Below are 21,496 nucleotides of genomic sequence, written 5' to 3'. Positions count from 1 at the left end.
GGTGGCGGATCACAAGTCATCGGATGTGATTAAGGACGGTACAGGACAGGACTTTTTACCGACGATCGTGCCCGAATTATCCGTACATCGAATACGTTCGGGCGCAATCGCGCTCTATTCCCGACTGTTCGGGCACTCGACCATGTCAAACAAAAAAGAACGCTGGAAGGACGAGTTGTACGGCGACGCGGTGCGCGAGAAGATCGAGGAGTTCGCCGAGCAGGGGTGGGAGTCGATCCCCGAGGAGGAGCGCGAGGAGTGGTTCTCGCGGTTCAAGTTCTGGGGGGTGTTCCACCACCGCGGCGGCCAGGAGAGCTACTTCATGCTGCGGCTGACGAACTGCGGGGGCGTGTTGGAGCCGGGGCAGCTGCGCGCCATCGGCGAGGTGGCCCGCGAGTACGCGTCCGGCCCCGTCTCGAACCCGGAGTTCGGCGACGCGTGGGTCGACCTCACGACGCGCCAGTCGATCCAGTTGCACTGGCTGAAGCTGGAGGACATCCCGGAGATCTGGGAGAAGCTGGAGGCAGTCGGCGTCTCCTCGCGCTCGGCCGGCGGCGACACCATGCGCAACGTCACCGGCTGTCCGGTCGCCGGGAAGGACGCCGGCGAGTACGTCGAGACGCGGCCGCTGCTCGACCGCATCCAGACGGACCTGCGCGACGACGACGCGCTCGCGAACATGCCCCGGAAGTTCAACATCTCGGTGACGGGCTGTCGCGAGGGCTGTGCGCAGGACGCGATCAACGACGTGGCGCTGGAGCCCGCGCGGAAGCTGATCGACGGGGAGGAGATCCGCGGCTTCAACGTCCGCGCGGGCGGCGGGCTCGGCGGGCGCGAGCCGCGTCGCGCCCGATCGCTCGACGTGTTCGTCCGGCCCGAGCACGCCTACGAGGTCGTCCGGACGTTCGTCGAGTACTACCACGAGGAGGGGAACCGCGAGAACCGCAACAAGAACCGCGGCCGCTTCTTCGTGGACGAGCACGGCACCGACGCGATCCGCGAGGCGCTCGCCGAGCGCGTCGACGTCGAATTGTCACACGCGGGGACGAACCTCCGCGACGAGTACACCTACAACGCGGGGCGGTCGCCCGCGCGCGGCAAACACGACCACGTCGGCGTCCACGGGCAGGCGGACGGAGGCAACTACGTCGGCCTGTCGGTCCCCGTCGGCCGCATGGGCGCCGAGGAGGCCATCGAACTCGCCGATCTGGCCGACGAGTACGGCTCGGGCGAGGTGCGGCTCACCCGCCGGCAGAACCCCCTGATCGTGGACGTGCCCGACGACGCGCTCGACGACCTGCTCGACGAGCCGCTGTTGGAGACGCACACACCCGAGCCGACGCTGTTCGACCGCGGCGCCGTCGCCTGCACGGGGACGGAGTTCTGCTCGCTCGCGCTCACCGAGACGAAGGCGCGGATGGCCGTGATGCTCCGGTGGCTCCGGCGCAACGTGGAGGTACCCCAGGACGTGACACAACTGAAGGTCCACTTCTCGGGGTGTACCGCCGACTGCGGGCAGGCGATGACCGCCGACATCGGCCTGCAGGGGATGCGCGCCCGCAAGGACGGCGAGATGGTCGAGGCGATGGACGTGGGCGTCGGCGGCGGCCTCGGGCCGGAGCCGTCGTTCATCGAGTGGACGCGCCAGCGCGTCCCCGCCGACGAGGTGCCGGGGCTGATCCGGAACCTCGTGGAGGCGTTCGCCGCGCTGCGCACCGAGGGGCAGTCGTTCCGCGAGTGGGTCGACGCCACCGGCCACGAGACGCTCGTCGAACTCGCCGAGCCGGAGGAGACCGACTACGAGGACCCCTGCCTCGCCGACGCGAAGCAGTCCTGGTACCCCTTCGCCGACGGCGAGAGCCCCGCCCCGACGGACGCCAGCGGCGACCCCCTCCCGAGCGATGACTGAGGACGACGCCCCGGCGGCCGACGCCCGCGGGGCCGACAGCGACGGCAGGGCGCCCACGAACGCGCCCGCCGACGCCGCGCCGGAACTGTTCGGCGGCGGTGACACGGGGACGACCCCCGCGGATGCGACCGGGCCGACGACGACGGCGCCATCGACGGAGGAGGAGGCGTGACCGATCCCGTCCCCACGACCTGCATGCGGTGTGCGGTCGGCTGCGGCCACCTCCAGATCGGGGTCGACGCGGGCTACGGCGTCGACTCCGTCCGCGGCGACGTGTCCCACCCCGTGAACCGCGGCCTCGCGTGCCAGCGCGGGATCAGCGAGTCGGCAGACCCCGACGGCGAGTGGCTCACCCGGCCGCTCGTGCGCGAGGACGGCGACCTGCACCCGACGACGTGGGACGTGGCGCTCGACCGCGCGGTCGCGGGGCTGCGTGCGGCCAGCGGCGGCGGCCCCGACGGCGTCGCCGTGCTCGGCAGCGGCCAGCAGACGAACGAGGCGGCGTACGCGCTCGGGAAGCTCGCGCGCGGCGGCCTCGGCACGCGCTACTACGACGCCAACACGACGCTGTGCATGGCGAGCGCGGTGACGGCATACTACGACGCCTTCGGCAGCGACGCGCCGCCATGCACCTACGACGACATCGACGACGCGGTCACTCACGTCGTCTGGGGCGCCAACCCCGCGGTCGCCCATCCGGTCATGTTCCGGTGGATCGAACAGCGCGCCCGCGAGGACGACGCCCGGCTGATCGTCGTCGACCCGGTGGAAACGAAGACCGCGGGCGTCGCCGACGCGCACGTCGCCTCCGATCCCGGGACGGACCTCGCGCTCGCGCGGGCCGTGCTCGCCCGGGTCGTCGAGCGCGACGAGGTGGACGAGGAGTTCGTCGCCGGGGCGACGACCGGCTTCGAGTCCCTACGGGAGTCGCTCCCGTCGGTCGAGTCGGCGGCCGCGACTGCCGGCCTCGACCCCGCGGTCGTGGACGACCTCGCCGCCGCCCTCACGGACCCCACCCTGATCTACTGGGGGATGGGCGTGAACCAGAGCGTGCAGGGCACCGACACCGCCGCCGCACTGATCGATCTCTGTCTCGCGACGGGGAACCTCGGCCCGGGAACGGGTCCGTTCTCGCTGACGGGACAGGCGAACTCGATGGGGACGCGGATCTGTTCCTCGAAGGGCTCCTGGCCCGGCCAGCGCCCGTTCGACGACCCGGCCGAGCGCCGCCTGCTGGCCGAGGCGTGGGACGTACCCGTCGACCGCCTCCCCGACGACCCCGGGCCCGGCCCGGTCGGGACCGTCGAGGCCATCGAGGACGGCCCCGTCGAGGCGGTGTACGCGGTCGCGACGAACCCGGTCGCGGGGATGCCCGACGCGGGCGCGGTGCGCGAGCGGCTCTCTGACGCCTTCCTCGTCGTGCAGGACGCCTTCCACACCGAGACGACCGCCCTCGCGGACGTGGTATTGCCGGCGGCGACGTGGGGGGAGTCCTCGGGGACGACGACGAACATGGAGCGGCGGGTGTCGCGGGTGCGGCCCGCGACCGCCCTCCCGCCGGACGTGCGCACCGACCTCGACACGATCACGACGCTCGGGGAGCGCCTCGCCCCGGGGCTGTTCCCCGCGACCGAACCCGAGGCGGTCTTCGATGAGTTCGCCGCGCTGACGGCGGGCACCCCGGCCGACTGCTCGGGTATCTCCTACGACCGCCTCGACGACGCCGGCGCGGTGCGGTGGCCCGCACCCGACGCGCGCTCGGAGGGCGGCTACCGCTACCGCGACGGCGACGGAAACGGGGACGGTGACGGCGACGAAGGCAGGGGCGAGGACGCCGGAAGCGACGACGCCGGCTGGGCGTTCGAGACGCCCTCGGGTCGCGCGCGCTTCTCCTCGGCCGTCGACGGCGCGCTGGCGGAGCCGGTCGACGATGACTACCCGCTCACGCTGACCACCGCCCGCGAGGCCGACGGCTACAACACCGGCGTCCGCTCGCGCGGGGACGTGACCGACCCCGCGCCGCTCGCGCGGGCCCATCCCGACACCCTCGCGGAGGCGGGGCTGGACGGGGACGCGACCGTCGACAGCGATGCGACCGCCGACGGCGACGATACCGCCGAGGGCGACGCGACCGCGACGGTCGCCTCGCGCCGCGGGGCGGTGCCGGTGCGGCCGGAGGCCGACCCGGCGGTCCCGCGCGGGCTGGTCTGGCTGCCGATCCACCACCCGCGCACGAACGAGCTGACGCTGCCGGAGACGGACCCGAAGTCCGACGAGCCGAACCTGAAACAGTGCGCGGTTCGGCTGGCGCCGGCGGCGTCCGGGACGGGCGAGTCGACCGACGCCGCCGCGCGCGACGCCGCCGCGGCCGACCCGGAGGTGATCGGCGATGACTAACAAGATCGAGCAGCTGATCCTGGCGACGGTCGCGTTCTTCTGGGCGTTCCTCATGTGGTTCTCGACGGCCGCGTTCTCGCCCAGCATCGGGCAGTTCTACGGGCTGACGACGGGACAGCTGGCGCTGCTGGCGAGTTCGGCGATCTGGCTGTCGCCGCCGGGGCGCGTGCTCGCCGGCTGGGCCGCCGACCGCTTCGGCGCGCACAACGTCTTCGCGTTCGTGCTGGCGGCGACGGGCGGCGTCTCGGTGCTGTCGGCGTACGCCTCGGAGGTGGCGTTCCTCTCGGCGTTCGAGGTGCTGTTCGTCGAGCGGATGGTCGTCGCCAGCGCGGGCGCGACCTTCGTCGTCGGCATCCAGCACGTCGCCCAGTGGTTCGACGAACACGAGATCGGCACCGCCGAGGGGCTGTACGCCGGGACGGGCAACGTCGGCGCAGGCGTCGGCGCGCTGCTGCTCCCGCGTATCTACGGGACGAACTTCTCGGAGGCGTTCCTCCATCTGGGGCTCGTCGCGATCGGGATCGCCGTGGTCTACAAGTGGCGCGGGCGGGCCGCCCGCGACCGTGCGACCGCCGAGACGGCCAGGGAGAACACGTCGCTCGGGGACACGCTGTACGTCTGGACGCGCTACGCCGCCGTCGGGCTGATGCTGGCGTACGCGATGTCGTTCGGGCTGGAGATCGCGATGAACTCGTGGCTCCCCACCTACTACGCCGACGGGTTCGCCGGCCCCATCTCGGATCTGGGCTTCGAGGGCGTCGCGGCCGTCCAGACGGCCGCGGGGACGTTCGCGGCGGTTCAGTCGTTCAACGCCTCGCTGTTTCGGCCGTTCTCGGGGTACATGTCCGACCTGTGGCAGCGCAAGGGGTGGACGCCGTACCCAGTTCTCTCGACGAGCCAGGAGTACTCGCCGCGGGTCCACTGGCTGATGACGGCGCTGATCTGTATCACGGTCGCGATGCTGGCGCTGACGGCCGCCGGGCTGGCGGGCCTGCTGCCCGTCTCGGTGGTCGTGCTCGCCGTCTTCGGCGTGACCGTCAGCTTCGGCACCGGCGGTGTGTTCGCCATCGTGCCCGTGCTCTTCGAGGACCGCCCGGGCACCGCCTCGGGGTTCGTCGGCGGGGTCTCCACGAGCGGCGGGATCGTCTACCCGCTCGTGTACGGCTACGTCCCGAACATCCACGCGGGCTACGCCGTCGTGGCGGTGGTCTTCTTCGTCCCGATCATGGCCTTCTACGTGTGGGCGATGCGCCACGACGACGACCCGCGCGATCACGGGATCGGCTCGGCACGGCGCTGGCTCGGCGACCGTGACGGCGACGGCGTCGCAGCCGCGGGAGGTGACGACTGATGGTCGACGCCGATTCGGGGCCCGAACTGGACGCCGATTCGGGGCCCGAACGGGACGGCGACTCCGCCCCGGAGGCCGACGACTGGTACCGGTGGGGGCGGATCGTGTTGTACGCCGAGATGGCCCTCGCGGTCCTCATCACGGCGTTCTCGCTGTATCTCGCGTTCACCGGTCGGGCGGGGTTCATAGCCTGATCGACGCCGGATCTCGGGGGCGCCGCTTACTCGACGAGGTGCCGCTCGCCGGCCTCGCGAACCGACTCCGGAAGCGGCTCGGGGCCGTCCTCGCCGACCGCGACCTGGACGGTCTGGCCCTCGGCGACGAGACGGTCCTCGTAGTGCAGTTCGTACCCGAACGTGAGGCTGGTCGTCCCCACGTCGGTCACGTCGAGGACCGCACGGACCGTCCCGGTCCCCTCGATGGGGGCGCGAAAGTCGATCGAGAGCGACGCCAGCGCCGCCTGCGAGTCGGCGAGCTCGATGCCGACCACCTCGCGGAAGAAGGCGGTGCGCACCGCCTCGAAGTAGGTCGCGTAGACGGCGTTGTTCACGTGGCCCATCGGATCGAGGTCGCGGTAGCGGACCGGAACCGTCGTCTCGAAGGTCATACGCGGTGGTCGGCGGCCGGGGATTTCGGGCTATCGTTCCGCGACCACGGGTGCGGCGTCGGCTGGGACCGGTGTCTTGAAAGTGTCCGCACACAGATCGGGAGATATGAGCCTCGAGATGGAGTTCCACTGCCCCGACTGCGGCGAACCGCAGGACTTCTGGCGCGTCGCCGCGATGACGCTGCACCTGGGCGAGAAGACGAAGTGGCGCTGCAACGACTGCGACTACGGCCTCACGCGGATCAACGGCGACCGCGCCGACCCGATCGAGGCGTAACGGACCGGCGCGGCTTTCTCCCGACCCGCGTCGCGACGGACGCGGCGGGTCCCACGCCCCGCGACTATCCCGGCAACAGGTCCCCCAGCGCCGCACCCACCGCCATCGGAACCGCGGCGACGAGGACGCTCCCGAGCGTGACCGCGGGGTCGGCCCAGTCGACCCGCCCCCACGCGGTCAGGCCGAGGACCGCCGTGAGCGCGGCGACGCCGAGGACGCCGACCAGCCGCCGGGGGACGACGCCGAGGATCGGCCGGTGGACGCGCACGTCCTGGAAGTCCGCGACGTAGATGATACCGACGACCAACAGGACCGTCACCACAGCGGTTCCGACGAGATACGCCGGGTTGGCGGCCAGGTACGCCCCGACCTCCGTCGTCCCGCCCTCGACGAGCATCGGGACCCCGAACAGCACGCTCCCGAGGAACGCCTCCGCGATGTCGCCGCGGTCGAACCCGCGGACGACCTTCCCGAACACCGAGGACCTCGGGGGCGACAGGGTCCGTGCCGTCCGCATCGCCTCGCGCACTTTCCGGCGCTCGTCCGTGTCGTCGACGACCCCCTCCAACGTCTCCAGGTCCTCGATCAGGTCCTCGACGGTCGGTTCAGTCGCCCCGGTAGGATCGGGTTCGTTCGGGGCATCCCCGTCATCGTCCGGAACACCCCCGTCGTCGTGTCGGCGCCCCGGTGCGTCGCTGTCGGTCATCGGTCGGGTCTGAGGGCGGGTGCACGTAGTTCCGGCGGTGGTGGGAGCCGCAGCGGGGACGAAACGGACCGAAAAAGACGGTGAGGGTGGGGAACGGACGGCGCGCCGCGGTCAGTCGTCGTCGTTCGAGGTGATCGGCTCCGAGCGGTCCTCAGCGAAGCCGGCGGACTCCTCGATGCGCTCCTCGGCCTCGGGGTCGAACTGCGTCTCGATGTCCTGGTAGCGGTCGACGAACGAGAGCGCGTGGTGGCTCTCGGTCTCGTGGCCGATGTAGCGCTCCTCCAGGTCCCACTGCGCCTCGGCGCCGTTCTCGGCGATGTTCTGCATGTCCTCGTAGACGGCGTGGGCGCCCGAGTGCAGCGCGTAGAGGGTGATGAACTGGTAGGTGTAGCCCAGATCGCCCAGTTCCTCGAACGTGAGCGGGTCCTCCTCGGCGCCCCACTCGAACGAGGACGAGTAGTTGAACGCGAGATCCAGGTCGGGGTGCGTCTCGTGGATCGTCTCGGCGTACTCGACGGCGTCCTCGCGCGAGGGGTCGGGCATCTCGGGCCAGACGAGGTCGACGCCGGCGTCGGCGTAGATGCGCCCGCGTTCGAGGTGCTCCTCCCAGTCGCCGTTGGCCGAGCCGTAGGCGTCGGTGCGGGCGATGACGACCGTGTCCTCGCTTTGCTTGGCGTCGACGGCCGCCTCGAAGCGCGAGCGCGCCTGCTCGCGGGAGACGATCTGCTTGCCCGCGATGTGGCCGCAGCGCTTGGGCGTCGTCTGGTCCTCGATGTGGACGGCCGCGACGCCGGCCTTCTCGTACTCGCGGACGGCGCGGCGGACGTTGTGGGTGCCGCCGTAGCCGGTGTCGCAGTCGGCGATGACCGGGAGGTTCGTCGCCTCGACCATGCGTTTGGCGTTCTCGACCATCTCGGTCATCGTCACCATCTCCAGGTCCGGGAAGCCGAACTGCCCCAGGACGGTGGAGTAGCCCGACATGTACGCGGCGTCGAGGCCGGCCATCTCCGCCAGCCGGGCGTCGAGCGCGTGGTACATCCCGGGGGCGAAGACGTAGTCCTGCTCGTCGAGCATCCGGCGCAGCTTCGCGCCCTGGGGGTTGTCGATGTCCTTCGTGAAGACGTCCTGGTCGAGTTCTGAGGGGTGCATTATTCTGAGTCCTCCATGAGCGCGATCTCGAACGGGTCGCGGCGACGGCGGCGCTCGGCGCGGTCGCTGCGGCTGTCTGCGGTGTCGGCGATGTCTGCGGTGTCGGTCGTCGTGTCGGTGCGGCCCGTTCGCGTCCCCAGGTCGGGAACCAGCGGCGCGTCGGTTTCCCGGGACGGCCGGGTGCCGCCGGCGGGGCGGGTGGCGCGACGGCTCATCGGTCGTCGCCCTCCGTGGAGAACAGGCTCAGTTCGCGGTCGTCGATCTCGTCGAGGTCGGTCTTCGGGTTCGGGTTGAACGTCATGGTGTGGGTCGTTCGGGTGGTGTGGGTGGCGTCGGCGGGTCGCGGTCGGTCGTAACGGCCTGTGCGTGTCCTGCTGCGGATTTGCGGTGATGTACACCCATGCTGTGTCGCCTCACCTGCGTCGAGTCGGGAGGACACAATAAATGTAACGAACTATAATGATAATATTCTATAACGGGTTTTTACCCCTGAGAAGCCCTTATTTGGTATTAGTTGCCACAGGTTGCGGGCGGCGAACCGATAACCCGATACGACCCACGCGAGAGGCGACGCGTATGTCGCGGGACCCTCGGGTGCTCACGCTCGCGCTCGTCGCGGTCGGCGGCGCTGCGGGCGCGTCGGCCCGCCGCGCCGTCGGCGGGGCCCTCCCGGGGCTGTGGGGAACGCTCGCGGCGAACGTCTCGGGGAGCCTGCTGCTGGGCGTTCTCCTGTACGAGGCGCTTCGCACCGACCGGATGGGCGACCGGACGCGGACGCTGCTGGCAACGGGGGTGCTCTCGTCGTATACCACCTACAGTACCTTCATGGTCGAGACGGCGCGGGCGGAGCCGGTCGTCGGCGTCGCGTACCTCCTCGCCAGCTACGGACTGGGGATCGCGGCCGCGCTCGTCGGCCGCGACCTCGCAGCCAGGGTCGACCCGCGCGCCGACCGGGAGGTGCGGGTATGAGCTCCGCGACCGCCGCCGCGCTCGGGGCCGCCTTCGACACGACCGCGCTGGGGGGCGTCCTCCAGTCGACCGCGCTCGGGGTTGCCCTCCAGACGGCCGGGCTCTCGGCGGTTCCCGACCCCGCGCTCGTCGCCGTCGGCGGCGCCGTCGGCGCCGTCGCCCGGTACCTGCTGGGCTCGGCGGTCGACCGCGAGTCGTTCCCGCTGGGGACGCTGACGGTGAACGTCCTCGGGAGCTTCCTGCTCGGACTGCTCGTCTTCCACCCCGTCGGCGGCGACGCGCTCCTGCTGGTCGGGACGGGCGCCTGCGGCGCCTTCACCACCTTCTCGTCGTTCTCGGTGGCGACGGTGCAGTTGTGGGACCGCGGCGACCGCGGTCGCGCCGTCGCCTTCGTCGCCGGCAACACCCTCATCGCGGGCGGCGCGGTCGGGCTCGCGGCCGTCCTCGTCGGCGCGGTGTGAGCGCCGGGCGACCCCCGAAGACGGCCATCGACGCCGTCGCGACCGAAACGCCCGAGTCCCTCCCCCGCGTCGTCGCGAATATGTCACGACGCGTTCTCGTCGCGCTCGATCAGTCCGATCAGTCCACGAAGGCGCTGGACCACGCGCTGGCGGTCCACGGGGACGAGACGCTCGTGCTCGTCAACGTCGTCGACCCCACACGGTGGGTGTCCGCCGGCGACGGCGAGGGCATGGACCCGTACTACTCGAAGGAGCTTGAGGAGTCGGCGAAGGAGGCGAGCGACGAACTGCTCGAATCGGCCGCCGAGCGCGCCCGCGACCGCGGCGTCGACGTGGAGACCGTCCGGCTGGTCGGCGGACCCGCCCAGTCCATCCTCGAGTACCTCGACGACGAGGGCGACGACATCGATCAGGTGGTGATGGGGAGCCACGGGCGCAGGGGGCTCACCCGCGTGCTCATGGGCAGCGTCGCCGAGAAGGTGACGCGGCGGTCGTCGGTTCCGGTGACGGTCGTTCGCTGAGGCGACGGCCGCGGACGGCGTGATCGGATCGGGTCGAACCCTCGTGATACCACGACCCTCGGAAGGGTTATCCCGCGAGAGACTGTACACTTGTTTGCAATGGCAAACGGAAAGGTTGACTTCTTCAACGACACTGGCGGCTACGGTTTCATTTCTACCGAGGACGAGGACGACGACGTGTTCTTCCACATGGAGGACGTTGGCGGTCCGGATCTGACGGAGGGTGAGGAGATCGAATTCGACATCGAACAGGCCCCGAAGGGCCCGCGCGCGACGAACGTCGTCCGCAACTAAGCCGATTTCGCGTCGCCGCGGCGGCGACGACGACCGGTTACTTCGATTTTGACGCGACACACCGCTTCGCTTGCGAGCGTCGCGGCCGGCGGTCGTGGACGGCTCATCACGTCGAGCGGCACGTCCGAACCTGGGACCCGAGGGAGCGACCGGCGAGGTCGGTACCCGTCCTCGCCCTCACCGCGGGTCGTGTCACTCCCCGTTCGCGTTCTCCGAGGCGTTGCGCGACTCGTCCAGTGCGTGCCAAGAGAGCCGCGGGTTCCGCGCCGCTGAGGTCTGGTCGACGCGACGCGACGCCGTCTTCGTCGGCGCCGCGTGCAGCTCCTCGTCGGTGTCGGCGAACGCCTCGTTGAAGGCGTTCGCCAGGTCCTCCAGCGAGCGCTTGTTCTCGACCTCGGTCGGTTCCGTCAGCATCGCCTCGGGCACCATCTCGGGCCACTTCGTCGTCGGCGGGTGGACGCCGTAATCGAGCATCCCCTTCGCCACGTCGGCGGCGTCGCGCTCGCCCGCGGTGGCGGCGAACTCGTGGTGGAACGGCCCGTACGGCACCTCCAGGTCGAGCAGGTCCGCGAGGTAGTTGGCGTTGAGTACCGCCTTCGCGGAGGCGTCGAGCAGTCCCTCGTCGCCGAGCCGGCGGATGTACGCGTACGCCCGGATCAACACGAGCCAGTTGCCCGAGAAGCCGTGTACCTTGCCGATGGAGTGCTCGGGGTCGAACAGCTCGTACGAGTCCCCCTCTTCGTTGTCGTCCGCGTTGCCGTGGTCGTGGTCGTGACCCGCCAGCGCGCCGCCGTCGGCGGCGGTGGCGGTATCGGATCCGTCGGCGGCGCCGATCCGTCCCGCCTCGCCGGCTTTCCGAACTCTGGGCCGCGGCAGGAACTCCGCCAGTTCATCGACGACGCCGACCGGCCCGGCGCCGGGACCGCCGCCGCCGTGGGGCGTGGCGAACGTCTTGTGGACGTTGTAGTGCATGATGTCGAAGCCCATGTCGCCGGGACGGGCGCGCCCGAGCAGCGCGTTGAGGTTCGCGCCGTCGTAGTAGAGCAGCCCGCCCGCGTCGTGGACGATCTCGGCTATCTCGACGATGTCGCGCTCGAACAGCCCCACCGTGTTGGGGTTGGTGAGCATCAGCGCGGCGGTGTCGTCGCTCACGGCCGCCTCCAGCGCCTCCACGTCGACGCGGCCGTCCTCGCCGGAGGGGAGTTCGACCACGTCGTAGCCGGCCATCGCCGCGGTGGCGAAGTTGGTGCCGTGGGCCGAGGCCGGGACGATCACCTCGCTGCGGTCGTTGCCGTTGCGCTCGTGGTACGCCTTCGCGACGGCGATGCCGGTGAACTCGCCGGCGGCGCCCGCGGGCGGCTGGAGCGTCACCGCGTCCATCCCGCCGATGGTCGCGAGGTACTCCTGGAGCCCGTAGAGGAGTTCGAGATTCCCCTGCACCGTCTCGGGGTCGCGGTCCGGGTGGACTGCCGCGTTCGGGTCGGCCGCAACGTCGTCGGCGAACGAGGGGTTGTACTTCATCGTACACGAGCCCAGCGGGTACGGCCCCGCCTCGACGCTCCAGTTCATCTGCGACAGGCGGGTGTAGTGGCGCGCCAGCTCCGGCTCCGACAGCCCGGGCAGCTCCAGCGAGTCGCGCGTCAGCTCGTCCGGGAGCGCGGAGCCCTCGCCGGGGTCGACCTCGGTCGAGTCCTTCTCCGACAACAGCGGCTCGTTGCGGTCGTCGTCGCCGTAGCGGGCCTGGTCATAGTTCATGCTGTCACCTCCGCGAACGCGGCGACCAGGTCGTCGGCCGCGTCGACGTTCAGGTCGGTCACGCACACCTGCAGCGTCTCGTCGTCGAGTGTGTGGACGGCGAAGCCGTGTTCTTCGAGCCCAGCAGCGACGCCGGGCGCGTCGTCCACGCCGACCGTGAACTCACGGAAGTGATGGCGGTCGTCGAGCGGCGCCTCGACGCCGTCGAGCGCGTCGAGCGAGGCCGCAACCGAGGCGGCGTCGCGGACGCAGTCCTCGGCCAGATCGACAAGTCCGTCTGGGCCGAGGTACGCCGCGTGCATCGCCGCCCGCAGCGCCACCCACGCCTGGTTCGTGCAGATGTTCGAGGTGGCCCGCTCCTTGCGGATGTGCTGTTCTCTGGTCTGCAGCGTCAGCGTGAACGCCCGGCGGTCGTCGGCGTCCTCGCTCTCGCCGACGAGCCGGCCGGGCACCTGCCGCAGGTACTCCTCGCGACAGGCGAACAGCCCGAGGCCCATCCCGTAGCTCGCGGGCAGGCCGAGCACGCCCGCCTCGCCGACGACCACGTCGGCGCCGACGGATGCCGGTTCCTCCAGCAGCGACAGCGCGACCGGGTCCGAGCCGACGCAAAAGAGCGCGTCGTGCTCGTCGGCGAGGTCGCCGACGGCCGCCAGGTCGGGCTCGATGGCGCCCGTTACGGTCGGCGTCTCCGCGTAGACGAACGCGGTGTCCTCGCCGACCAGCTCCGCGAGCGCGTCGAGGTCGGCCGTGTTGTCGTCGTAGGGGTACGTCTCGACCGAGAGGTCCGAGCCGTCGACGTAGTTGTCCAACGTGGCGCGCTTGCCGTCGCGCAGGTCCCCGGGGACGAGCACGGTCGAACCGGAGGTCGAGCGAACCCGGTCGGACAACAGCGCCGCCTCCGCGAGCGCCGTCGCGGCGTCGTACATCGAGCAGTTGGCGACCGGCAGCCCCGTCAGCTCGACGAGGATCGACTGGTACTCGAACAGCGCCTGGAGGAACCCCTGGGTGATCTCCGGCTGGTACTGCGTGTAGCTCGTGAGGAACTCCGAGCGCGAGGAGAGGTCGTCGACGACCGCGGGGACGTAGTGGGAGTAGTGCCCGCGACCGAGGAACTCGGTGAGGTCGTCGTTGCGCGCGAACGTCTCCCGGAGGTCGCCGACGACCGCCCGCTCGCCGCGCTGTGGGATGCCGAACTCGCCGTCGAAGGCGACCTCGTCGGGGATGTCGAACAGGTCGGCCTCCTCGTCGACGCCGAGCGCGTCGAGCATCGCCGCCGTCTCGTCGGCGGTGTGGGGGGCGAACGGCGAGCCGCTCGCTCCCGCGCTGCGTCCGCTCATCGGGGGACCACCTCGGCACGTCCGTGCGGGGCGAACGGCGTCGCGTGTCCACGTCTGTCCATACACGTGCCTACGACGCACCCACCAAGAGTCGTTCGTTCCCGGGCGGTGCGGCCGGCTGTCGGCGCGGGTGACGTGATGCGGCCGGTTGTAGTCGCGGCCGTGAGACGTTTGCAGCCGCGACCCCCAGCGTCGTCATGGCCGACCCCGTCGACCCGCCGAGGACCGACCCGCTCGACGTGGACGACGACGCCTCGGTGTCGCCGCGGCCGTACGCCGACCTCGTCCACGGCGTCATGGAGGCGCGCGGGTGCTCGAAGCCCGACGCCGAGGACTGGGTGGACGAGCACGGGCGCGAGGCGAGCGAGCGGTTCCTGCTGGCCCGGTGGGCGTAGGTCGGACGGTCAGGACTCGCCGCCCGTCGGCGTCTCGGTGAAGGCCGACTCGTCCACGACCAGCCGCGTCCAGTAGGTCGTCCCGTCGTGGGCGACGACGTAGTCGCCGCTGGCCTCCCACTCCTCGTACGCCTCCTCCTGCCAGTCGTGAACGACGACGCGGTCGTGAGCGCGGAACCGCTCCACCAGCGACCGGAACGCGTCGCTCGGCTCCTCGTCGTGGGCGACGTGGTAATCGGTCCCCGCGCGGGGATGCGGTCCGCCGTCGGGGTCGGCCGTGCCGGTAGCGGTGGCCGTCTCGACGATCTCGCGTTCCTCGGCGGGGAGCCCGTCGAGTTCGAAGCCGAACCGCTCGCGCACGTCGGCGCCGAAGGCGGCCGCCGAGGAGACGCGCTCGGCCGTCAGCTCGTACGTGTAGACCGTGTACGTGCTGTCGCTGTCGACCTCGAAGCGCGCCGGGCCGTCCGGCCACACGATCACGGGGTACTCCGGCTCGGGAACCAGCACCGAGTCGGGCACGGTCTCGGGGCGGTACGACAGGCTCGTCCCGATCCCGACGGGGCGGCCGTCGTCGTAGCCGCGGCCCGCCAGCACCTCCCGGTCCACCGCCGGCAGGTCCTCGTACCGGATCCGCTCGCTGGGGCCGGGCGTCTCCTCGCCCTCCGTGACCCGGATCGGGTTGATCGTCACGCCGAACGAACGCATCTCGCGGGAGTCGACCCGTTCGGCGTCGAACCGATAGACGCCGTCGTCGACGACGACCGGTTCGTCGATCGGAAGGGGCTCGTCGGTGTCCTCGACGGTCGCCGATCCGCTCTCGACGACCTCGCGGGCGAGCGCGTCCGGGTTCCCGGAGTCGTCGTCGGCACCGTCGCCCGCGCCGAACGTGTGGAGGGCCGCGCGGGCGATGCCGGCGTCGTCGGCTGCGGCCATGCGGAGCGAGGCGGTCGGGGAGGGCGCACAGCCGGTGCAGCCGCCGGTGGCGGTCACGGCCAGCGTCGCCGTCGTCGCGAGGAACGACCGGCGGTCGAGTGGCATGGCCGCCGATACACGACTGCCGGGCAAGAAGTATCCGGAGGCGAAAAGCGCGATTGTAGCGACTGACGGGAGCTCGCGGAGCGGCGGTCGGTCGCGGGGCCGACGACCGATCGCGGGAGTCGACGGTCGGCGGTCGTCAGGCGATCTGGTCGCGGTACTCGTCGGCCGAGAGGAGGTCGTCGAGTTCCCCCTCATCGAAGTCGAGTTCGAGCATCCAGCCGTCGCCGAAGGGGTCGTCGTTGACGAGTTCGGGCGCGTCGAACAACGCCTCGTTGACGGCGACGACCTCGCCGGAGACCGGCGCGTACAGGTCCGAGACGGCCTTGATCGACTCGACGACGCCGAACTCGCCGCCGGCCTCCACGGCGTCGCCCTCGCCCGGAAGCTCCACGAAGACCACGTCGCCGAGCTCGTCCTGTGCGAACTCGGAGATGCCGACGCGGCCCGTCTCCGGGTCGATCCACTCGTGTGACTCGCGGTAGCGCAGGTCCTCGGGAACGTCGAAGCTCATCGTCTATCGGAGTTGCCGGGGCGGGGGTACTTGGGTGTATCCGAACCGGCGCGGGTTCGCCGGGGACGACGGGGCGACTCCGGCACCGCCCCGGCGACTCCGGCACCCCGCCGGCGACCCCGCCGCTCGCCGACCGCGCCGGCCACTCACCGGTCGCGGCGGCGACTCGGCTCGGTACTCGAAGGAGTGGAGCGCTACTCGAACGGGACCGAGACGACCTTCGCGCGCTTCTCGCGCCCGCGGACGACCACGTTGACCTCGGTTCCGGGGTCGGTGAGGTCGACCGGGAGGTAGCCGAGCGCGATCGGCTTGTCCAGGCTCGGGCTCATCGTCCCCGAGGTGACCGTCCCGACGACGTGGCCGTCCTCGTTTGTCACGTCGTAGCCGTGGCGCGGGACGCCGCGGTCGAGCAGTTCGATACCGACGAACGTCTCCTCGACGCCCGCCTCCGCCTGTGCCGCGAGCGCGTCGCGTCCGACGAACTCGGCGTCCAGATCGACCGCGAACCCGATGTCGGCCTCGTAGGGGGTCCGCGGCTCCTCCTCGGGGTGGAAGTCCTGCCCCGAGAGGAGGAACCCCTGCTCGATGCGCAGCGTGTCGCGCGCGCCGAGCCCGCACGGCGTCGCGTCGTCGGCGAACAGCGCCCACACCGCCTCGGCGTCGGCCCACGGGCACAGCACCTCGAAACCGTCCTCGCCGGTGTAGCCGGTGCGTGCGACCCAGCACTCGACGCCAGCGAACGGCGCGAACGTCGCCGAGAACTTCGGGAGGTCGAGCACGTCGGGGCCGCCGTCGTCGACCGCGCCCGCGACGAGGTCGGGCGCCTCGGGGCCCTGCACCGCGAACATCGCCCAGTCCTCGGTGACGTTTCGCACCTCGCAGTCGAGGCCCCACTGGTCGCGGTGGTCGACCCACCGCTCGTGCATCTCGGCGTCGTGGCCCGCGTTCGGGATGAACAGGTACGCGGGGACCGTCCCGGGGGTCTCGTCCGTCCGCTCCTCGTCGGGGAGTCGGTAGACGACGGTGTCGTCGAGCATGACGCCGTCCTCGCGCGTGATCGCGGCGTACTGGGCATCGCCCGGCGAGAGGGCGGTTACGTCGTTGGTCGTGAGGCGGTTCAGGAGGGCCGTCGCGTCGGGGCCGGCGACCTCGATCTCGCCCATGTGCGAGACGTCGAAGACGCCGGCTGCCTCGCGCACCGCCGCGTGTTCGGCGCGGATCGAGTCGAACTCCACGGGCATGTCCCACCCGCCGAACTCGGTGAACTTCGCGTCGCGCTCGGCATGGACCTCGCGCAACGGCGGGTTCCGGAGCGTCATACCCGACCCGTCGGTCGCTCCCGAGTAATCCTTTGGTATTCACCGTGACTGTCGACGCCGAACACGACGGCCGGTCCGGGTAGCGATCGAGAACGCTGTCCGGAGCCGACGGCGTTCATCCCGCGGTCGGCGGCGCGTGAGACCGCCGCCCCGTCGGCTCAGTAGGCGTCGACGTACGCCGCCACGTCGAGCATGCGGTTCGAGAAGCCGTACTCGTTGTCGTACCACGTCAGGATCTTCGCGACGCCCTCGTCGTCCTCGCCGACGACGTTCGTCGAGCGCAGGTCGACGTACGAGGAGAACGGCAGCCCGAGGATGTCGCGGCTGACGACCTCGTCGTCGGTGTAGCCGAGCACACCCGCGAGCGGGCCCGAGTCAGCGGCTTCGCGGAACGCCGCGTTGATCTCGTCGGCCGACGGCGCGTCCTTCAGGTCGACGACGAGCTCCGTGATCGAGCCGTTCGGGACGGGCACGCGCATCGCCATGCCGTCGAGCTTGCCCTGCAACTGCGGCAGGATCTCGGTGGCCGCCTGCGCGGCGCCCGTCGACGTGGGCACGATGTTCTCGGCGGCGGCGCGCCCGCGGCGGGTCTTCGCCTTCGGACCGTCGACGAGGTTCTGGCTGCCCGTGTACGCGTGGACGGTCGTCAGCGTCCCCGAGGCGATGCCGAACTCCTCGTCGAGCACCTTCGCGACCGGCGTCACGGAGTTGGTCGTACAGGAGGCGTTCGAGACGACCGACTCGCCCTCGTACTCGTCCTCGTGGTTGACGCCGTACACGAGCTGTTTGACCGGCTCGTCGCCCTTCGGCGGCGCGGAGATGACGGCCACGTCGGCGCCCGCCTCGACGTGTCGCTCGGCGTCGCCCTTCGTCCGGAAGACGCCGGTACACTCCAGCGCAACGTCGACGTCCAGTTCGTCCCATGGGAGGTCCGCGGGGTCCTGCTCGTCGAGGATCGGAACGGCGGTGTCGCCGATGGACAGCTCGCGGGCGTCGGCGTCGTAGCTCACGCCGTCGAGGCGACCCATCACCGAGTCGTAGGCGGCGAGATAGCGCATCTCCTCGCCGTCCATCACGTCGTTGATGCCCGCCAGCTCGATCCGCGGGTCCTCCAGGACGGCGCGGAAGACGTTGCGGCCGATCCGTCCGAACCCGTTCAGCCCCACCCTGATCGGCTCGTCGACATCGGCGCCAGCGTCGAGGTATGATTTACTCATATCCGAATTACTGCTGTCCGGGGCCTTATCGCTTGCGGGTGCGTCGGATCCGCGGTCCGACGTGTCGACCGTCGCCGGCGACGCCGGTTCAGTCGCCGGCTCCGACGCCCGCGTCGCCGTCCCCGCCGGAAGCTCGGGGGAGCGACAGCACCGCGTCGGGGGTACCGTCCGCGTCGACGTACCCGCCGTCACCGCCGCCATCGGCGACATCGCCGCTACCACCGCTACCGCCGCTACCGCCGTCACCCCGCGCGCCATCGGCGCCGCCGGTCGCGGCCGCGGGACCGCCGTCGGCGACGGTCCGGGAGCCGCCGTCGGGGGCGAACGACAGCGAGGCGCCGATCGCGTCGGCCCCCCAGCGGGCGACCCAGAGATCGAGGTCGTCGGCGTGTTCGAGGGGTGTCTCCCTCCCGTTCGTGAGGGCGTCGATCTCGTGGGCGGGGACGCTCCCGTCGCCGCGGAACGCGACGGCGACGGCGTCGGGACCGGCCGCGCCCGCCGCGACCGCGATCCGCCCGTCGAGTCGGTCGACGAGCGCCGACACCGTCCGGGCGACGACCGTCCGAAGCGCCTCGGGGTCGACCGCCGCCGCCGGACAGTTCGACTCGACCGACACCGTCACCGATCGCTCGGCGTCCGCCTCGGCGACCGCGTCGGCGAGCGCGTCGGCGACGGACACGGGGACCGGATCGTCGGTTCCTCCGACGAGTTCGTCGACCACCCGCGCGTCCTCGGCGACCGATAGGAGATCCGCCGCGCGTCGCTCGGCGGCCGCGAGGTCGGCGCGGCCGGACCTGTCGCCGTCGATGCCCTCGGTGCCGCCGGTGCCGTGGGTGCCGTCGCTGTCGTCGCTGCCGTCGTTACTGTCCCTGTCGTCGCCGGCCGCGGCCTCCCGCGCCAACTGCACGTTGCCGAGCACGACGTTGAGGTCGTTTCGGATGTTGTGACGCAGCACGCGGTTCAACACCGCCAGCCGTTGCTGTCTGGTCCGTTGGGCGGTGATGTCCTGGAAGACGACGCTGTAGCCGACCACGCCGCCGGTTCCGTCGCGAACCGCCGTCGGCGACACCGCGAACGTCCGCCGGCCGTCGCCCGCGTGAACCGAGACGGTCTGGTCGTCGCGATGGGGATCGATATCGGTGCCGACCACGTCGTCGACCCCGCGCTTCAGCGTCGCCGACGGGTCGACGTCGAACGCGGACGCCGCCGCCGGGTTGACCCGGACGATCCGCCCGGCGTCGTCGACGAGCACGACCGGCGAGTCCAGGTGATCGAGCGTCGCCGCCTCGGTGAGGCGCCGCGCGGTCGGGTCGACCTCGAACATGTCCGTGACGCGGATCGCGTAGGCGTCGACGGCGACGTGCGCGGCGAACGCGACCGCGAGGAGGTTCAGGTACGGCAGATCGCCGACACCGAACGCCCACAGCAGCGCCGGGACGACCGGCGGGACGGTGCTGGCGACGATCGCGGTGATCTCCGTGCGGTACAGCTCGTAGCGACGGGCGGTGTCGAGCAGCACCACCGTGCCAGCCGCGATGATCCCGATGCCGGCGAGCCACACCGCCTCCCCGACCGGCGTGAGGTCGTAGCGGACGGTGACGAACGCGCCGGTCGGGACCGTCCGGAACCCGCGCCACAGCGCCCCGGTCGCGGGCGTCGCGACCGCCAGCGAGACGATCGTCGCCGGGAACAGCCACAACAGCCGGTAGGCTCGCCTCCTGACCAGCGCGCCGCGGCCGCTGTAGGCGAGCGCGAACGTGAGAAACGGGACCGCCAGCCCGGCGATCCCCACCCACGCCACGGCCTCGATCGCCATCCGAACGCCGCGGTCGGGGACCACCATTCCGACCGCCGTCGCCGCACAGAACACCGCCTGGCCCGCGAACACGACGGCCAACCACGTCGCTCCCGGCCGCGACCGGTACCGGAGCAGCATCCGAACCAGCGCCGCGGAGCCGACACCGGCGAGTACCGCCCCCGCGAACAGCCCCAACCCCACACTCATTCGGTCGGAGTCGATCCCGTCCCGAGTTAATCGGTTCGCCCCCGAAATCACGAACGATACCGGGGCTGTCGGACGGACGGACGCTGCCGGGGTAGTGTTCAGATAAGCTGATTCCATGCGAAGGCGAACGCTTGAAGCCAATTTTCGGCAGTCTCTGCTTCGGCGTGGCTGAAACAGTTTGAGAACTGGTTGGTTCGGCGTTTTAGTTCTCGAAAGACACGTTCGACGCTGTTCCGAGTACCGTGTTTCTCGTACCTGTACTCGAGGCTGTGGCGGTGGAGAGCTGCTTGCAGCCACGGTGCAGAATCGACGAGAAAGACCGCGTTATCGACGAGATGTTTGTCGCGGAGTTCGGCGAGGAACATCTCGGTGATCGCTTGATTTCTCGTCGGAGAGAGCTTGACGTGCAGCAATCGGTTCGTGTTGGGATCGACAGCAGCGTACAGCCAGAAGCGTTCGTCGTTGAGTTGGATCACGGTCTCGTCAACTGCGACGTGATCCGGGTTCGCACCATCGAGGGGCTGTAGATCGGCCTTCTGCACCCAGTTATGGACGGTCGTCCGACAGCGCTTGACACCCAACCTATCGAGAATCGAAACGGTATCCGAAAGTGATAGTCCAGCCAGATGGAGTCGGATACCGAGCTTCATCGCGGGCTCGGGTGTCGCCTCTCGCTCCAGAAAATCTAACTCGAAGCAGTCGCTACCTCCGTTGAGGCGGGCGATTTCGAGCATGAACCACTCAAATATCGTTCCGCCTCACTCTTCATCCTTATCTGAACACCGCCGCTGCCGGGGGGAGAAGGCTTATTCGGGGGAGCGAACTACCTCGGGCCAGCATGCGCGACGACCGCGACGATCCGTTCGGCGACATCTTCGATGAGATCGAGCGGATGATGAGCGAGATGGCCGACGCGGCCGGCGAGCCAGGCGGCGACGCCGGCTTCGGCGACGAGACCCACGTGTCGGTGTACGAGGAGGGCGAGACGCTCCGACTCGTCGCCGACCTCCCCGGGGTCGACAAGGAGGGGATCGACCTGCAGTGCGACGGCCGAACGCTCACGATCTCCGCGGAGGGCACCGGCCGCCGCTTCGACGAGCGCGTCCGCCTTCCCGTCCGCGTCGACGAGCACTCCGCGTCGGCGTCGTTCAACAACGGCGTCCTCGAGGTCGCCTTCGACGCGCTGGAGCCCTCCGCCGACATCGACGTGGAGTAGCTCCCCGGGCGGGGTTCCCGAGCCTCCGTTACCGTCCCGGGTCGCCGTCTCCGGTCCCGTTA

Annotated in this window: 24 protein-coding genes; 12 read left to right on the top strand and 12 right to left on the bottom strand. The window is 70.6% G+C overall.

Annotated features, from left to right (window positions below; genetic code table 11):
* Nucleotides 1-142: 142 nt before the first annotated feature.
* The 5 genes from K6T50_RS12880 to K6T50_RS12860 are packed head-to-tail and all read left to right on the top strand — an operon-like array spanning nucleotide 143 to nucleotide 5,851.
* A complete protein-coding gene (locus K6T50_RS12880; RefSeq protein WP_222606983.1) occupies nucleotides 143-1,909 on the top strand; it encodes a nitrite/sulfite reductase in 1,767 nt (588 codons plus the stop codon).
* Nucleotides 1,902-2,081 carry a hypothetical protein gene (locus K6T50_RS12875; RefSeq protein WP_222606982.1) on the top strand — a complete coding sequence of 60 codons (180 nt, stop codon included), beginning with the start codon at nucleotides 1,902-1,904 and terminating at the stop codon, nucleotides 2,079-2,081. Before K6T50_RS12880 ends, K6T50_RS12875 begins: the two co-directional genes overlap by 8 nt.
* A complete protein-coding gene (gene nasA, locus K6T50_RS12870; protein WP_275673104.1) occupies nucleotides 2,078-4,306 on the top strand; it encodes an assimilatory nitrate reductase NasA in 2,229 nt (742 codons plus the stop codon). The genes K6T50_RS12875 and nasA overlap by 4 nt, the downstream gene beginning before the upstream one ends.
* Nucleotides 4,299-5,657, top strand: coding sequence for an MFS transporter (locus K6T50_RS12865; RefSeq protein ID WP_222606981.1), 1,359 nt, complete (start codon nucleotides 4,299-4,301; stop codon nucleotides 5,655-5,657). The genes nasA and K6T50_RS12865 overlap by 8 nt, the downstream gene beginning before the upstream one ends.
* Entirely contained in the window at nucleotides 5,657-5,851 is a 195-nt protein-coding gene (locus K6T50_RS12860) for a hypothetical protein (protein WP_222606980.1), read from the top strand. The genes K6T50_RS12865 and K6T50_RS12860 overlap by 1 nt, the downstream gene beginning before the upstream one ends.
* Before the next feature lie 26 nt (nucleotides 5,852-5,877).
* Here K6T50_RS12860 and K6T50_RS12855 read toward each other — a convergent pair whose 3' ends face one another.
* On the bottom strand, nucleotides 5,878-6,264 hold the full coding sequence (locus tag K6T50_RS12855) for an acyl-CoA thioesterase (RefSeq protein WP_222606979.1): 387 nt from the start codon (nucleotides 6,262-6,264) through the stop codon (nucleotides 5,878-5,880).
* Nucleotides 6,265-6,370: 106 nt separating this feature from the next.
* Between K6T50_RS12855 and K6T50_RS12850 the strand changes: the two genes are divergently transcribed.
* Nucleotides 6,371-6,541: a DUF7838 family putative zinc beta-ribbon protein gene (locus tag K6T50_RS12850; protein WP_222606978.1), complete on the top strand. Its 171-nt coding sequence runs from the start codon at nucleotides 6,371-6,373 to the stop codon at nucleotides 6,539-6,541.
* 64 nt (nucleotides 6,542-6,605) lie between these two features.
* On the opposite strand, the gene K6T50_RS12845 is transcribed toward K6T50_RS12850, so the two are convergent.
* The 3 genes from K6T50_RS12845 to K6T50_RS12835 all read right to left on the bottom strand — a co-directional run bounded on the left by K6T50_RS12845 (nucleotide 6,606) and on the right by K6T50_RS12835 (nucleotide 8,611).
* Nucleotides 6,606-7,247 carry a DUF2391 family protein gene (locus tag K6T50_RS12845; protein ID WP_222606977.1) on the bottom strand — a complete coding sequence of 214 codons (642 nt, stop codon included), beginning with the start codon at nucleotides 7,245-7,247 and terminating at the stop codon, nucleotides 6,606-6,608.
* Between the two features lie 111 nt (nucleotides 7,248-7,358).
* On the bottom strand, nucleotides 7,359-8,396 hold the full coding sequence (aceA, locus tag K6T50_RS12840; protein WP_222606976.1) for an isocitrate lyase: 1,038 nt from the start codon (nucleotides 8,394-8,396) through the stop codon (nucleotides 7,359-7,361).
* On the bottom strand, nucleotides 8,396-8,611 hold the full coding sequence (locus K6T50_RS12835) for a hypothetical protein (RefSeq protein WP_222606975.1): 216 nt from the start codon (nucleotides 8,609-8,611) through the stop codon (nucleotides 8,396-8,398). The genes aceA and K6T50_RS12835 overlap by 1 nt, the downstream gene beginning before the upstream one ends.
* A gap of 361 nt (nucleotides 8,612-8,972) precedes the next feature.
* Here K6T50_RS12835 and K6T50_RS12830 point away from each other — a divergent pair, with 361 nt between their 5' ends.
* The 4 genes from K6T50_RS12830 (at nucleotide 8,973) to K6T50_RS12815 (ending at nucleotide 10,641) form a co-directional block, all read left to right on the top strand.
* Nucleotides 8,973-9,365, top strand: coding sequence for a fluoride efflux transporter FluC (locus tag K6T50_RS12830; RefSeq protein WP_222606974.1), 393 nt, complete (start codon nucleotides 8,973-8,975; stop codon nucleotides 9,363-9,365).
* Nucleotides 9,362-9,826: a fluoride efflux transporter CrcB gene (gene crcB, locus K6T50_RS12825; protein ID WP_222606973.1), complete on the top strand. Its 465-nt coding sequence runs from the start codon at nucleotides 9,362-9,364 to the stop codon at nucleotides 9,824-9,826. The genes K6T50_RS12830 and crcB overlap by 4 nt, the downstream gene beginning before the upstream one ends.
* 80 nt (nucleotides 9,827-9,906) lie before the next feature.
* Nucleotides 9,907-10,347 (top strand): universal stress protein, encoded by a 441-nt coding sequence (locus K6T50_RS12820; RefSeq protein WP_222606972.1) that lies wholly within the window; start codon nucleotides 9,907-9,909, stop codon nucleotides 10,345-10,347.
* A gap of 99 nt (nucleotides 10,348-10,446) precedes the next feature.
* Nucleotides 10,447-10,641, top strand: a complete 195-nt coding sequence (locus K6T50_RS12815) for a cold-shock protein (RefSeq protein ID WP_073306691.1) — start codon at nucleotides 10,447-10,449, stop codon at nucleotides 10,639-10,641.
* Between the two features lie 192 nt (nucleotides 10,642-10,833).
* Here K6T50_RS12815 and gcvPB read toward each other — a convergent pair whose 3' ends face one another.
* Together gcvPB and gcvPA are read right to left on the bottom strand one after the other, a co-directional pair.
* Nucleotides 10,834-12,396, bottom strand: coding sequence for an aminomethyl-transferring glycine dehydrogenase subunit GcvPB (gene gcvPB / locus K6T50_RS12810; protein ID WP_222606971.1), 1,563 nt, complete (start codon nucleotides 12,394-12,396; stop codon nucleotides 10,834-10,836).
* Complete coding sequence (gcvPA, locus tag K6T50_RS12805) at nucleotides 12,393-13,733, bottom strand: aminomethyl-transferring glycine dehydrogenase subunit GcvPA (RefSeq protein ID WP_222606970.1); 1,341 nt, start codon at nucleotides 13,731-13,733, stop codon at nucleotides 12,393-12,395. The genes gcvPB and gcvPA overlap by 4 nt, the downstream gene beginning before the upstream one ends.
* A gap of 197 nt (nucleotides 13,734-13,930) precedes the next feature.
* On the opposite strand from gcvPA, the gene K6T50_RS12800 reads away from it, so the two are divergent.
* The gene (locus K6T50_RS12800) at nucleotides 13,931-14,128 is read left to right on the top strand and encodes a hypothetical protein (protein ID WP_222606969.1); all 198 of its coding nucleotides are present in this window, start codon (nucleotides 13,931-13,933) and stop codon (nucleotides 14,126-14,128) included.
* A 9-nt stretch (nucleotides 14,129-14,137) separates the two neighbouring features.
* Here the strand turns inward: K6T50_RS12800 and K6T50_RS12795 are convergent, their stop codons facing one another.
* The 6 genes from K6T50_RS12795 to K6T50_RS12770 form a co-directional block, all read right to left on the bottom strand.
* Complete coding sequence (locus K6T50_RS12795) at nucleotides 14,138-15,166, bottom strand: hypothetical protein (RefSeq protein WP_222606968.1); 1,029 nt, start codon at nucleotides 15,164-15,166, stop codon at nucleotides 14,138-14,140.
* A 136-nt stretch (nucleotides 15,167-15,302) separates the two neighbouring features.
* On the bottom strand, nucleotides 15,303-15,677 hold the full coding sequence (gene gcvH, locus K6T50_RS12790; RefSeq protein ID WP_222606967.1) for a glycine cleavage system protein GcvH: 375 nt from the start codon (nucleotides 15,675-15,677) through the stop codon (nucleotides 15,303-15,305).
* A 194-nt stretch (nucleotides 15,678-15,871) separates the two neighbouring features.
* On the bottom strand, nucleotides 15,872-16,996 hold the full coding sequence (gene gcvT, locus K6T50_RS12785; RefSeq protein WP_222606966.1) for a glycine cleavage system aminomethyltransferase GcvT: 1,125 nt from the start codon (nucleotides 16,994-16,996) through the stop codon (nucleotides 15,872-15,874).
* A 158-nt stretch (nucleotides 16,997-17,154) separates the two neighbouring features.
* Nucleotides 17,155-18,213, bottom strand: a complete 1,059-nt coding sequence (gene gap / locus K6T50_RS12780; RefSeq protein WP_222606965.1) for a type I glyceraldehyde-3-phosphate dehydrogenase — start codon at nucleotides 18,211-18,213, stop codon at nucleotides 17,155-17,157.
* Nucleotides 18,214-18,301: 88 nt separating this feature from the next.
* Nucleotides 18,302-20,218: a histidine kinase N-terminal 7TM domain-containing protein gene (locus K6T50_RS12775; RefSeq protein WP_222606964.1), complete on the bottom strand. Its 1,917-nt coding sequence runs from the start codon at nucleotides 20,216-20,218 to the stop codon at nucleotides 18,302-18,304.
* Between the two features lie 98 nt (nucleotides 20,219-20,316).
* Nucleotides 20,317-20,952 (bottom strand): IS6 family transposase, encoded by a 636-nt coding sequence (locus K6T50_RS12770; RefSeq protein ID WP_222606963.1) that lies wholly within the window; start codon nucleotides 20,950-20,952, stop codon nucleotides 20,317-20,319.
* A 104-nt stretch (nucleotides 20,953-21,056) separates the two neighbouring features.
* Here K6T50_RS12770 and K6T50_RS12765 point away from each other — a divergent pair, with 104 nt between their 5' ends.
* Nucleotides 21,057-21,434: an Hsp20/alpha crystallin family protein gene (locus tag K6T50_RS12765; RefSeq protein WP_222606962.1), complete on the top strand. Its 378-nt coding sequence runs from the start codon at nucleotides 21,057-21,059 to the stop codon at nucleotides 21,432-21,434.
* The last annotated feature ends 62 nt before the right edge of the window (nucleotides 21,435-21,496 follow it).

Origin of the sequence: Halobaculum magnesiiphilum, from assembly GCF_019823105.1 — an archaeon.
GTDB classification, from domain to species: Archaea; Halobacteriota; Halobacteria; order Halobacteriales; family Haloferacaceae; genus Halobaculum; species Halobaculum magnesiiphilum.
The sequence above is the reverse complement of the archived record's forward strand: the minus strand, read 5'-3'. Positions and strand labels throughout refer to the sequence as shown.